The sequence below is a fragment of the Flavobacterium praedii genome (genome assembly GCF_026810365.1).
GTDB lineage: Bacteria > Bacteroidota > Bacteroidia > Flavobacteriales > Flavobacteriaceae > Flavobacterium > Flavobacterium praedii.
Map to the genome: position 1 here is coordinate 2,800,118 of NZ_CP113948.1, position 13,788 is coordinate 2,813,905.

The following is a 13,788-nucleotide window of genomic DNA, read 5'->3' on the forward strand; positions in this document are numbered from 1 at the left end:
TCCTTACGGGGTCTTTGTTTAGCACACCTAAGGCAACGGCCTTGCTATTTATTAACGTTAAATTTTTTCAAGATGCTAAACAAAGAAAAAAACACAGAAGAAAATCAAGACTATGATTTTACCACACCGCTAGGGCGTGAATTTTTAGAACAAAACCGCCACGGCGACCGCCTAATTACAAAAGGGTTGGAAGTAATGTTTATCAACTATTTTAAGGACAATCGCTACATAGGCACCAATGGCAGTGATGCCGAAGCCGTGATGGAAGCCTACCACGTATGCAACTATCTTGTTGCAAACAAAAAGCAATTGTTTAACCCTAATACTGTAGCGTGATGAGTATTCAAGAAGAACAAATAGCGACATTAAGAAAACTATGTGAAAACTACAGAGAAGTTTTCTTGCTTCAAAACGAAAGAATTGCAAAACTAGAAAAACGCAACGCAGAACCCCAAACCATGAAAGAACTTTTTGCGGAAAGAGACAAACTGCGCCTAGAAAAAATGAAAGCCCTTATCCCTGATTTTTTTAATAACCGAATACTTAATTAAGCCATGAAAACCAAAAAACTCAAAAAACGCTTGAATAAACTAGAAGCTTCATTAAATTCATTAATGTATTATTTGAAAGAGAAACCGCTGGACACAGAAGCGCAGAAAGCAACTATTATGGACCAGGATAAAGAATACATTTTATTTAATTTATCCACTTTAATACCCGAAAGTATGTTTTTAAATGAGTGGATAGATTTTAGACTTTTGAAGCATTATTTTGAGGGTTATTCTAGTCAAAAGTTAAAAGAGGGATTAAAGGAATATTGCCAACAAAAAGACCATACACTTCAATTTAGCAAGAAGTTAGTCAAAATAGAGTCGTCGGGGCATAGTGTTGCTTTAACCCATTTTATAATCGTTACTTAAATTAATTTGTAAGAATTTAATAAATCTAAAAATCCAACTTTCGAGTTGGATTTTTTTTGTTTTTGGCTTATTTACAATATTTAAGCTAAAAAAGGGGTTTTGTTTCCAAATGTTTCCAAAGTTAAAACCCCTTGTTTCCTATTTTAAAACCCCTTTGGAAACAAAAAAAAAGCTGTTAACCCAGCAAAAACGGCTATTGTTTCCTTGTTTCCAAAGTTTCCTGTTTTTTCAACTTTAAATACGACTGCTATTAACACAAACAATTTAACTTTTTATTTTTTGTAAGAATCAAAAAGAAACATTTGCATCCTGTATAGTTGCGTCGCAACCTTTGTTACGGGGCGTATACAGTTCTGTAATTTTTATATCGTAATGACGTGCCTGATCTCTTACTTTTATCGCAGGAATTCCGCTGTTTAATAAATCTGTTATTCCCGTATCTTTTAGGGAATAGAATTGGTACTTTTTTTCTAATTTCAATTCGTCTCTTATTTTCTCCCATGCTGATGCAATTTTACGTACTGGCATTTGTACAGGGCCCACGTTAAAATCATCATTAGAAAACAAATAATCATTAGGCAAAGCTTTACCAATATGGTTTTTTAAGATTGACAAGAATTGGGACGGAATTGTAATAAATTCGTCTTTTTTGTTTTTGGATATTTCTTTCGGCAAGAAGATGGAGCTTTCTTCGAGGTTAACCATACTTACTTTTAGTTTTCCTAGTTCTGTATTTCGTATCAAACAAAAGTAGGTTGTCATACACAACGCATAATATCCGTTGTCGTAGGATTGCAATTTTGCATTTATTTTATTTTTAATGTCTTCAGGGAAAACTTCACGAGTTTTAGCTGGTAATTTCATAGGCTGAATACCTGCAGTTGGGTTTTCGCTCAAAACACCTCTAGAGACAAGAAAAGAGCAAAATAGCTTCAAAAAAATCAAATGATTGTTTCGGGTTCGTGGTGAATTATTACGATCCAAATAAATCCAGTCCAAATAATTCACACAGGTTTTTTTATTGATTTCTACTGCAAAGTTTATTTTAATGCTTTTCTCCACAAAATACTGTTGCAACAAGTTTAGGTTAGAGTTGTAGGTTCTCAGAGTGTCGGCACGCATAACCCCGTCTTTGAGTTGCTTTTTTAGGTGTTTTAAGAACTCTTCAATGACTTCTTTAAAGGTTTTGAAGTTTTTACCTGTTTCTTCAAGGTAAGGCGACCAACCATCGACAAGTTTTAAGTTGATTTCAAGGACGATCTTTTTCCCGTGACGCAAACGTTCAGCTTTGTTCTTCATTACTGGCACACGTAGGCGTTGCATTACTAACACACCGTTTACAGGATGCTTTGCGTAGTACACAATCATCCACTCTTTGTTTATTCTAAGTTCAGCGGGTTTGTAATCAATAAATGCGGTGCATTTATTACGTGTGGCGGAATTTTTTGAATTTGGCATTTTTTTTTATGGCTTAAAAAACACAGTGTTTTTTAAACTATAAACGTTTGACACAAATTTGACACAGCTTTTTTTAAAAAATCTCGTTAACACCAGTATTCATAAGGGTTAACGAGATTTAAGCAGAGAGGAAGGGATTCGAACCCTCGATACAGTTACCCATATACTAGCTTTCCAGGCTAGCTCCTTCAACCACTCGGACACCTCTCTATTTTATTTTGGTGTGCAAAGAACACTAAAAAAAATGAATTTTGAAAGTAAAAAATCAATATTATTGCATTTCTCCTCTTAATGAAGTTTCGAAAATAGTTTTAAACTCATTCTGAGGTATATTTTGTCCCAATAAATACATTAATTTGGTAATTGCTGCTTCTGTAGTTATGTCTTTTCCTGAAATAATCCCAAGATTTTTCATAGTGGTGCTTGTCTCATATTGACCCATACTCACACTGCCAATAGCACATTGAGTCACATTTATTACATGTAACCCTCTTGCAATTGCTTTTTGCAATAAGAATAAAAACCAATCTTCTGTAGGTGCGTTTCCAGCACCGTAGGTTTCAAGAATGATTCCTTTTAAGCTTTTTATATTCAAAACTGCAGAAAGAACTACTTCACTAATTCCCGGAAACATTTTTATAATAGCAACATTGTTATCCAAATGAGTGTGCACTTTAAAAGCAGCCTCTGGTTTTGTACTTAAAAACAAATCTGAATTAATTTTTAAATGTACTCCAGACTCGACTAAAAAGGGATAATTAGGAGCAATAAAAGCCCTAAAATGTTCTGCATTTATTTTGGTTGTTCTATTACCTCTGTATAATTTATATTCAAAATAAAGACAAACTTCTTGAATTATTGGCTTTCCGTTTTCTTGTAAAGCTGCAATTTGAATGGCTGTAATTAAATTCTCTTTAGCATCTGTCCGCAAATCTCCAATAGGCAATTGAGAGCCTGTAAAAATAACTGGTTTAGAAAGATTTTCGAGCATAAAACTCAATGCAGAAGCGGAATATGACATCGTATCGGAACCGTGCAATACTACAAAACCATCAAAATTATAATAATTTTTTTCTATAGTACGAGCCATTTCAGCCCAATGCTCAGGATTCATATTTGAGGAATCAATTGGTTGATCAAAAGAAAAAGTTTCGATTTCACAATCCAATAATTTCAACTCGGGAATATTATGAAGGAGTTTACTAAAATTAAAAGCTTTTAAAGCACCCGTTTCAAAATCCTTGCGCATACCAATGGTTCCACCGGTATAAATCAAAAGAATCTTCGATTTAGAAAACATCGGTGTATTTTAACTTATTGACAACAGGATTTGCATACATATCCAAAAAACCTTGTTTTGCAACAGGATGTTCATGATCAATACGCAGCTCTAAACGTCGTTCAAATAACAATTTTTCGTTTTCGGTATACGAATGAGCAAATCGATTCGAATTGTTTAAAATGTCGTAAGCAATAAAATTAGTCGTCCATAATTTGTAATTTATCAAAATGGAATCGTCAATTACTTGTGCCAATGCTTGTACCTGCTTATTAGTAGTATCTACATTTTTAATAATATCATCAATTTCGGTATCTAGAACGTCCCCAATATGTATATGTATCCTTTTCTTTTGGCCGATAATCCCACTCAATAAAGTTTTAAAATCTTCATTTTTTTCCTTAATATAAACTTCATTGTTTGCTTCGGCTAACAACTGAGGCATTTTCAAAGCATCTGTAGGATCATATTCATATGAAATAGAAACAGGGACAATTTTAATCTTCTTGAAATAGTCCATAATATTAGGCTCGTCAGATCCCATGGCTATCATTTTCAAAACACCTGGATTGGTTGCGTCATTCCCATCTTTAGTTCTTCCTTCCCGTTGCGCTATCCAAACCGAACGGTTTTCATGCAACATTAACTGTGCCATATAATCCGAAAGTAATTTAGAACTCACCAGCAATTCCCTTGGCGTTAAACCTCTTTGAACTAAAAAATTCCTATTTAATTTCGATAAAATTTTCAAAAATGATTTTTTAACCAAATTGTCTCCAATGGCCGATGAAGTCATATCCAAACCATGCTCAAACAAACAAGCATTTAATAAAGTAGTATCTAGAACAATATCACGATGATTCGAAATATAAAGGTAAGCGGTGTTTTTTTCTAATTTTTCGAAACCTGAGGTCGTTAAACCTTCAGAGCTTTTTTCTAATACTTGCTGAACTCCATAATAAATAAAATTACATTGAAAATCACGAATAGAATGAGTTTTGCGAAGCTGCTCTTTCCAAACTTCATCGTCTTGCCCCGGAAAACAAAAGTTCATCAAAGCTTTCATCATCGGATGATCAATAACTTTTATTATTCCATCGTTTATTTCAGAGTCATAAAAAGATCGAATTGCGTCAAATTTATTCATTTTGGATTTCAATTTAGTTGGACAAAAGAACAAAAAAAATATTAAAGTTAAGAAGAATCGAAGTTAAAAACCGAATATTTGAATAGAATTACCCGTTGTTATCCTTGCAATATCGTTTACCGAAAGACCATAAATTTGTGCTAATTTATCGGCAACATTAATTAAGTAACTGCTTTCGTTGCGTTTGCCGCGATACGGAATTGGAGCTAAATAAGGAGAATCTGTTTCAAGAACAATATGCTTCAAATCGATTTGATGCAAAAATTGATCTATTTTTCCATTTTTAAAAGTAACTACTCCTCCTATTCCCAACTTCATATTATAGGATATCGCTTGCAAAGCCTGTGCATACGTACCCGAAAAACAATGGAAGATTCCAAATAATTCAGGAGATTTTTCCTCTTCTAAAATTTCAAAGATTTCATCGAATGCCTCGCGACAATGAATTACGATAGGAAGTTTATATAGTTTGGCCATCTGAATTTGTTTTCTAAAAGCAATTTGTTGCTCGGCCAAATGTGTTTTGTCCCAATACAAGTCAATTCCTATTTCTCCGATAGCGACAAACTTTCTCTTGGCCAGCTCATTTTCTACATGTTGCAATTCCTCCAGATAATTATCTTTTACATAAGTAGGATGCAAACCCATCATTAAGAACACATTGTTAGGATAATCCTGTTCTAAATCATACATGCTTTGGGTACAGGAAGAGTCAATTGCAGGTACAAAAAAACGACTAACTCCATTGTCAATGGCGCGTTGCATCATTTCGCTTCGATCTTGATCAAATTCCTCTGAATATAAATGGGTATGAGTATCGGTAAGTATTGCTTTTGTTTCCAAGTTTAAAATTTAATGCTGCAAAATTACTCGAAAAAACGGGCTTTACCAAAAAAGGAATTCCACAAAGATTATTTCACAAAAATTCACAAAGAAAATAAAAGACACGCAAAGACTTATAAAAAAGCATGCATAAAAAGAAAACACAGATTTACACAAATTAATCTGTGTAAATCTGTGTTCAAATTACCTTTGCAAATATTTTAAATTAATCTCTGCGAATCTTCGCGTAATCCTTTGTGCATCTTTGCGAAATAACTACGTAAAAGCTTAATCCAAATCTTCCAACAAAGCATCAACCTCATCATTCCCCTCGAAATCTTCAGGAATAGTCAATAACAATTCCTTACACGCTTTATAGTCTTTTTGTTTTAGCTTACTCAAAGCCAAACTCCAAATCGCCTTGTTTTTATAAATGGAATTACCCGATTTCAATTCATTAAAAACCAATTCTGCTTCTGGCAATCTGTTCTCTTCAAGCAAAGCAACACCATAAAAATACTGAATCTCGGCACTACTATTCGTTTTCAAAATCGTCTCAAAAAGCGGAATTGCTGATTTATATTGCTTGGCATTAAAAGCATCCTGAGCCAATTTCAAATTATCATTTGCTTCTCCCCTCTCTGTAAAAAATGCAGCATCAGGATGGTTATAATCCTCAAAAGTTGGATCCGAATTTTGATTCAAAAACAACAACCCAAACAAAACCGCCACCGAAGCCGCCGCAATATAATACCACGGTTTCAAAGCCACCACTTTTGGCTTATTCTTTTTAAAATGCTCTTTAGAAATTCCTTTTAAATTCTTCTTAAACGCTTTTAATTCATCCGCTTGACCAAATTTATTTTCCAAATGAAGCTGCAACTCTTTGTACGTTTCAAAAGCCAATGTCAAATCTGGATGATCTTTTAATTGTTGCTCAAAAGCCATTTTTTCTTCGATGGTCATTTCGCCTTGAAGATATTCATCAAATTCCAAAAAGTGTTCTTCGTTCATGGCTAGGTATTTTTTATAGATTTAAAGCGATTGGTTTCTTGAATCCATTGTGTCAATTGACCAATGCAAAGCGATTTTTTCTTGCGAACATAACCATACGTTACAGCCAGTTTCTGGGCAACTTCCTCCATCGACGGAAGCGTAAAACTCAGTTTCAGCAATTCTTGGCATTTATCACCCAGTTTCTCAAACATCATATCATACAATTGCTGTTTCTCATCAAAATGTTCTGTTTGCAAAACCAACTGATCAACAGATTCAGGAATAGATACTAAATCATCCTTAATTGTTACCCCTTTATTCGATTGTTTTTTCAACTCATTGAGCCACTTTCGTTTACACAACAAAAAAAAGTACGCATCAAAAGGACAACTCAATTTTAATTGTTGTGCTTTGGCTTGATTAAAAAGCAAAATCATCACTTCTTGAACCACATCCTGCGCCTTATCTTCATCACCCGAATTGTTCTTTATATAATGAACCACCTTTGGCACAAACTTCTTATAAATAGCATGAATAATCGCCGAATCATTATTCGCTAATCCTTCAATATACATTTGGTCAAGATGAACAGTCGTTGAGGCCATAAAAAACTTTTCCTCGAAAATACTAAAAAAAGAACGAAAACCACCGCATATTTTCGTTTATGAACAAATGCAATCATTTGGGCGTAACCCCATTATGAAAAGAGGCCAACTGTGCTTTGCGCTTATTCGGCCTCTTCTCATAATGCGGTCGGGCTATCTGGGCTACTTCGGTAGCTTCCGTCTATCCCTTACGCGCATCACGCAAATCAAGATATTTAGTGCAAAAAATAAAATAAATAAAAACAGGGGTAACAATTATAAGACCAAGTTGATATAACCCTATAAATTAATAATTGGAGTATTTAAAACTTTTAGATTATGGAAAATTTAAAAAAAATAGGAATCACTTTTATCAATAAACTTTGGACATTAATTACCCGATGAAAAAAAAATTAAAACAAGGGTAACAATATCAAACCTTAATTGATATAAGAATGAAATCAGAAATTAAAAAAAGAATTTTCAAAAACAAGGGTAACAATATCAAACCTTAATTGATATAGACAAAAGAACCGTAATTAACAACCCGAGTCTGAAACAACCTCTTGAACATTTTCAAGACAGATTCAAAAAAAATTAGAAATCATGAACAAGAATTTAAAATCAATCGCATTATTATTTTTAGGAGCCATTTCAATGACGAGCTGTACTAATGACGAAACTCCAAACACCGAAATCCCGAATATTCCAGCAACAGCAACGGAATTTGCAACGGTCAGAACAGAAGCTTTAACCAAGCTGAAACAAGAATTCACCATTACTGAAGCTTCAGGCAATGTAACACTAACAAGTGCAAAAGGAGTAAAAATCAACATCAACAGAGATTACCTTCGCAAAAACGGAGTTGCTGTAACTGGCCCTATTAAAATTGAATATGTAGAATTGTTTGACAAAGGACACATGCTAGCGGCCAACAAACCTACCATGGGATTAATGCCAAACGGCGACAAAAATTTACTAATCTCAGGAGGTGAATTCTACATAAAAGCATCTCAAGATGGAGTAGCACTTGAATCTATAGCCAATATGACCCTTCTTGTCCCAACTTCTTTAACCGATGGATTAGACACAGCAATGACTCTTTGGATCGGTAACACCGAAGATGCTGACAACCTCGTTTGGAAAAACGCTGTCGATGCCACAGGAACAAACGGCGGAAAAGGAGGAGTACAAGGAGAAGGAAACAATTATTATGTCTCTTTCGGAAACTTTGGATGGACGAACGTGGATCGGTTTTACAGCGATCCAAGACCAAAAACTACAATTCTTGCAGCAGCACCAACAGGATATGACAATACGAATTCAGCAATTTACTTGTCCTATGATGGTGAAGGGCAAAATGCGCTAGCCAAACTAGACACCTATACAGCAGCAGGTTTGTTCAGTGAGCACTACGGCCAAATTCCAATTGGGCTGGCTTGCCACGTAATCTTTGCGACCGAAGACAACGGACAATGGAGATGGGCTATCAAAGGAGTAACAGTTGCAGCAAATGATGTATACACCTTCACTCTAGCGGAAACAACTGTAGGTACAGAAGCCCAGTTAATAGCTGCAATCAATGCTATTCAATAAGTTACAAATTCAAATAAATAAAGAAAGTGGTGATTTGCTCACCGCTTTTTTTTACATTTAAAAATAATTTGAATTTAAAAAAGTTCCAAAACTATAACGACCGACCAAAATAACCCATTATGAACAAATCGCTAATAGTCTTTTTTATTGCTATTTCATTTCCATTTTACGCACAAGTAAAAGTAAAAGATACCATTACCCGAAGAGCCAATATTGGATACGAACAAAAAGCAAACACAGTTACTTACAAAGCCGAAACACCTCCGTTGATTCCAATTGCAGGAGCTCCTAAACCAAGTTATTCTTACTTATGGGAATTAGGTGATGGCCAATATAGCAAAGAAGCTGAACCCAAACATGTTTACAAAAACAAAGGAACCTATACAGCACGATTGACTGTAACCAACAATTATGACAATGGTAAACCTCCCGCTACGCGTCCCAAAAAAGTAGTAGTTAATGATATTGAAGACCCCAATTACAAAGACATTGCTTCAATTGCTGATCAAAACGGCTTGTCCATTTTTAAAAATTGTGACCCCATTCCAGATCAAGAAATGCAAGTGGTGGTGAGTTATGCTAACCTAGAAAACTATGTTACCAACGGAAAATTGTATCTCTTTTTTAACGAAAAACAATTCAAAAACAACAATTTTGAATTACAGGAAGTACGACCTTATGCAGGAGAAAGATCCGTGAAGGAAAATAATATTGTTTCGGCAGATGACTTCGACAATTCTAATCGGTATTTAGCTTCAACTGAAACATTGGCTTTAAGCAAAAAATATTTAGAGACCACAGACGAAACCGACTTGGATTCTACTTTATTAGCTGCAAAAAACAGTTATGCAGCGGTTTCCATTCTAGAAATAGACGACCACAATCCAGGAGAAACCCGAAATGTTTTTTATACTTTCAAAACCACTCCCGAAATGCTCAAAGACACCAGTGCTACCATAACTATGCGTAGCATTTATGTACCCAATCGAAGTTTTAAAAACCATAAAATAAAAAATCTAGAAATGGAAATTGTCACTTCCCACGATCCCAACAAAATGGGCTCTAATGGCAGTTTTATGAATTATAGATTGGTGCGATTCAAAAGAGTCAAATTTAAAACGAGTTTTCAAAACAATGGCGAGGGACCCGCTCGAAAAATTCAACTTGAAACCGACATCCCAGATATGTTTGACAAAACCTCTTTGAAAATTGAAAGCATGTATCCCGAATGCCCAATCTGTCCCAAGGGTGAAGTAGCCACAACCAGCTGTTTGGACGTTATTGAAAGAGAAACACAGATCTTTTTTGTTTTCAGGAATATCTATTTACCCGGAAGCAACCAGAAAAATGTAAAAGAAATCGACAGTACCAAAGGTTTTGTGAAATACTCCATGAAATTTAATGAAGACTTTCACAAAATAAAAACCAAAAGCAGAACAGCCATAATTTTTGATAAAAACGAACCTATTATTACCAATTATGCTACAACTCGATTCACTCCAGGAATATCAATTGGCGCCAAAGCAGGCTATAATTTCTACACCAATTTAGACCATTCCAAAAGTTATTTTATTGGGGCTACAATTTCACCTTTTAAGTCTTACCGTTATTATGGACAAGCCGAGTTTTTAAATAGTTTCACATCTTATAATGGTGCATCAACAGTTGTTGACCAAATTAACCAAAGTACTGGAGTTGTAAATTTAAACCGAATTACAACCACAGTCGAAAATAAAAATATCAATTGGGAAATTCCTGTATTGTTTAGATACAACTTATCCACTTATTTTGGAGTTGGAGCTGGATTTCAGGTAAACATGAATATTTCCGAAGAAGAAACCCAAAACATAAAAACGGAAGTGTACGAAGGAACCACCGATAAATTTTTATTACGAACAGAATACTCCTCGATAACAACAAAAAACACGTCCCCCGAATTAAAATCTGGGTTATTACTTGATTTTACAGCTGGATTTGCAAGAATTGGCCCCAGTTTAGGAGCGCGTTATGTATTCAACTTTGACAATGATTTTAATTATATTCAGTTGTATGCTATCTGGAAGTTTTAAAAAACAGGAAAAAAAACTGTAGCTAATAAACAACTGCAATTTCACTGATTATTATGAAGAAGCATTTTATGGCTTTATAGAAAAAATAGATTAAATTCTACCAAAGGTATTTATGGAATAAAATCTGCATTGGCCTAAGAAAAAGCATTAAACTTTAAATTTCTGATTTAATTTCTTTAATTTCGTTTAAAATTGTTACTGTATTTAGTAGTAAAATAAAATATAATGCTGAAAAATATTATTTTCTTTTACCTCTTTACTTCTCTGACGGTATTCGGACAAAAAAGACAGACTCAAGAAGACATCACCTATGACGCCATTGACTACCTTGTTGCCAATCCGTCTCTAAAAGGCATTCAAAACCTCAACACGATAGAAGCCAATTTTTGGAAAAATCAAAACAAAAAATCAAAAGACGGATTATTGTCCATCGTTGTTTTAAACTGCAACAAAGCCTATTTCGAAAATACATTTGGTAAAACAAACCAAGCCATTTCCAGTTATGAAAAAGCGTGGAAAATATACCAAACCTATCAACTCACCGATTATGATATTGTAGAATATTGCCTAAAACCATTGGGCAATCTCTACACCACTATTGGGGATTATGACAATGCCGAAAACACAATCAAACACTATTATTTTATTGCCAATAATGAGAAAAACGAAAGCAATAAAATAGCTGCTATTATTAATTTATCGAACGTATATCAAAGCTCAGGCAAAAACAAACAAGCTATTGAATTATTAGAAAATACCTTGAATACGACCAAACTTAGCTCGATTCAAAAAGGAATGATTTTGAATAATCTAGGCAATAATTATGTTGTAAATGCGAAAGAAACGACTTTCGATTCAAAAAACTATTACAAAGCCGAAGACAGCTATGAAAAAGCCATTCTTCTTTTAAAAAACAACAACAATCAATCCGAAGCTTTATCGAATTGCTATCGCAATTTAGCTTCACTTAATGGCGAAAGAAGTGATTTTAATACAGCAAACACTTATTTCGAAAAGGCAAAAACACTTTTTTTATCTTCAAAAAATCATGGTGTGCGTGCCATAGCAAAATTACATTATGAAGAAGCATTGTTGCTTTATAAACAAAGAAAATTAGACCAGGCTAATCAATCCATTCAGCTTGTATATCAAACCTTAATTCCTTTATATCACAACCAAAAAAGAATTATTCCGTTACAAAACTCACTGTATGCCGAAACCCTTTTGCTAGATGCACTAGATTTACAAGCCGATGTTTACACCCTTCAAAACCAACCTAAAAAAGCCTTACAAGTTTACACATTATGCTTTCCTATCGAAGAATCGATGAGTAATTTATTGCTTTTTGAAAATTCTAAAATCATCAATCAGATCCGAATGAGCAATCGCACCGAAAAATGCATTGCTATCTATAATGAATTGTATAAAAAAGAAAAGAAAATCAGTTATATCGAAAAGGCTTTTCAATTGGCAGAACGCACCAAATCAGGTGTTCTAAAAAGTGAACTATCCAAAACCAAAAACGCTTCAAAAAAAGAAAAACAAAAGATTCAGGAATTGCAATTTTGGAATAATGAAATTCTAAAAGAACAACAAAAAGGCGATTTAGCAAATATTTATAAAATCAACAAAGCGATCAAAAAACAAAATTTAACGATGCTTTTGCTAAAAGAACTTCAGAAAAAAAATACACATTTCAAAAAAGAAAATATCGATTTAACTACATTATATTCCAAACTAAAATCAGACGATGCCTTGATGATTTACTATTTTTCGGGTTATGAAAATATGTATTATTTTATTTTGGGTGGAAAAGAAAATGAAAAAATAAAATTGAATTCTTTCAGCAATGATGCGCGTTACTCTGTTTATTTTTGGAAATTTATTACTTATTTTAATGAAGCCAATGCGATTACCAATGACATAAAGGGATACAATCATTTTGGAAAAATAGCCTATGATAAATTGCATTTACCTCATAATACTTTCAATAAAAACCTAGTTATTATTCCAGATGGACTACTTCACTTTCTTCCATTCGAAGCCTTGATCACAAAAGAATCCAACACCACCAATTTTGAAAAAATGCATTATTTATTGCATGATTTCAATATTGGGTATAACAATTCGGCTAGTTTCTATTTGAATACTAAACCCTTTTGTCCTAAAGAAAAAACAGTTCTTGGTATTTTTCCCGTTTTTGAAAAAACCAATTATGCATTGACTTATTCCAAAACCGAACTGCAATCCATTAGAACCAATTTCAAAGGGCACTTTTTTAAAAATGATTCGGCTACTTTTCAAAACTTTAAAAAAAATGCCTCAGCATATTCCATACTGCATTTGTCAACGCATGCTAGCGCTGGCGATATTGAAACGCCTGCCAGTATTAAATTCTATGATCGAGAAGTATTGTACTCTGAGCTTTATCATTTGAATACGAATCCAAATTTGGTTGTTCTGAGTGCTTGTGAAACAGGAATTGGCAAACTCTATAAATCCGAAGGAGCCATGAGTGTTGCCAGAGGTTTTCAGTTTGCTGGAGCCCAAAACTTACTATTCTCTTTATGGAAAGTTAACGATTATACTACTGCTGTTTTTATGGGAGATTTCTATAAATATGTTAAACAAAACGACTCCTATTTTGAAGCCAATTCAAAAGCAAAACTGGATTTTTTAAAAAATAAAAACATTTCAAATGCCAAAAAATCGCCTTATTATTGGGCTGCATTTGTATATTATGGAAGCCTTGAAAACAAAGAAAAAAACAACTATGTTTTATTGGGATTCGTTATTATCGCAATACTCATTGGCGGTTTCCTCTTGTTTAAATTGATTGCTAAGCGAATCAAAAAAGAAAAAATAAAGTCCAAAAAGAAAAAACATCGTTAGGAATATTATTTCTAACTTACAAAAC

General features: G+C 33.8%; 12 protein-coding genes and 1 tRNA gene. 6 read left to right on the top strand and 7 right to left on the bottom strand.

Annotation, left to right across the window (positions count from 1 at the left end; genetic code table 11):
- Positions 1 to 72: 72 nt before the first annotated feature.
- Genes OYT91_RS12120 through OYT91_RS12130 form a run of 3 tightly spaced genes read left to right on the top strand, consistent with a single transcriptional unit; the run spans position 73 to position 920 of the window.
- Complete coding sequence (locus tag OYT91_RS12120) at positions 73 to 336, top strand: hypothetical protein (RefSeq protein ID WP_281238171.1); 264 nt, start codon at positions 73 to 75, stop codon at positions 334 to 336.
- Entirely contained in the window at positions 336 to 551 is a 216-nt protein-coding gene (locus tag OYT91_RS12125; RefSeq protein ID WP_281238172.1) for a hypothetical protein, read from the top strand. The genes OYT91_RS12120 and OYT91_RS12125 overlap by 1 nt, the downstream gene beginning before the upstream one ends.
- Before the next feature lie 3 nt (positions 552 to 554).
- On the top strand, positions 555 to 920 hold the full coding sequence (locus OYT91_RS12130) for a hypothetical protein (protein ID WP_281238173.1): 366 nt from the start codon (positions 555 to 557) through the stop codon (positions 918 to 920).
- Positions 921 to 1,208: 288 nt separating this feature from the next.
- On the opposite strand, the gene OYT91_RS12135 is transcribed toward OYT91_RS12130, so the two are convergent.
- From OYT91_RS12135 to OYT91_RS12165, 7 genes are all read right to left on the bottom strand, one after another.
- Positions 1,209 to 2,378 (bottom strand): tyrosine-type recombinase/integrase, encoded by a 1,170-nt coding sequence (locus tag OYT91_RS12135; RefSeq protein ID WP_281238174.1) that lies wholly within the window; start codon positions 2,376 to 2,378, stop codon positions 1,209 to 1,211.
- 123 nt (positions 2,379 to 2,501) lie between these two features.
- Positions 2,502 to 2,588: transfer RNA gene (locus tag OYT91_RS12140), tRNA-Ser, on the bottom strand.
- A gap of 61 nt (positions 2,589 to 2,649) precedes the next feature.
- Positions 2,650 to 3,678 carry an asparaginase gene (locus tag OYT91_RS12145; protein ID WP_281238175.1) on the bottom strand — a complete coding sequence of 343 codons (1,029 nt, stop codon included), beginning with the start codon at positions 3,676 to 3,678 and terminating at the stop codon, positions 2,650 to 2,652.
- On the bottom strand, positions 3,668 to 4,804 hold the full coding sequence (locus tag OYT91_RS12150) for a 1-acyl-sn-glycerol-3-phosphate acyltransferase (RefSeq protein ID WP_281238176.1): 1,137 nt from the start codon (positions 4,802 to 4,804) through the stop codon (positions 3,668 to 3,670). Before OYT91_RS12150 ends, OYT91_RS12145 begins: the two co-directional genes overlap by 11 nt.
- Before the next feature lie 63 nt (positions 4,805 to 4,867).
- A complete protein-coding gene (locus OYT91_RS12155; protein WP_281238177.1) occupies positions 4,868 to 5,647 on the bottom strand; it encodes a TatD family hydrolase in 780 nt (259 codons plus the stop codon).
- Between the two features lie 267 nt (positions 5,648 to 5,914).
- Positions 5,915 to 6,640 (bottom strand): tetratricopeptide repeat protein, encoded by a 726-nt coding sequence (locus OYT91_RS12160; protein ID WP_281238178.1) that lies wholly within the window; start codon positions 6,638 to 6,640, stop codon positions 5,915 to 5,917.
- A 2-nt stretch (positions 6,641 to 6,642) separates the two neighbouring features.
- Positions 6,643 to 7,227, bottom strand: coding sequence for an RNA polymerase sigma factor (locus OYT91_RS12165; protein ID WP_281238179.1), 585 nt, complete (start codon positions 7,225 to 7,227; stop codon positions 6,643 to 6,645).
- 585 nt (positions 7,228 to 7,812) lie between these two features.
- Here OYT91_RS12165 and OYT91_RS12170 point away from each other — a divergent pair.
- From OYT91_RS12170 to OYT91_RS12180, 3 genes are all read left to right on the top strand, one after another.
- Positions 7,813 to 8,802 (top strand): hypothetical protein, encoded by a 990-nt coding sequence (locus OYT91_RS12170; RefSeq protein WP_281238180.1) that lies wholly within the window; start codon positions 7,813 to 7,815, stop codon positions 8,800 to 8,802.
- 119 nt (positions 8,803 to 8,921) lie between these two features.
- Entirely contained in the window at positions 8,922 to 10,871 is a 1,950-nt protein-coding gene (locus OYT91_RS12175) for a PKD domain-containing protein (RefSeq protein WP_281238181.1), read from the top strand.
- Between the two features lie 225 nt (positions 10,872 to 11,096).
- On the top strand, positions 11,097 to 13,763 hold the full coding sequence (locus OYT91_RS12180) for a CHAT domain-containing protein (protein WP_281238182.1): 2,667 nt from the start codon (positions 11,097 to 11,099) through the stop codon (positions 13,761 to 13,763).
- Positions 13,764 to 13,788 lie beyond the last annotated feature (25 nt).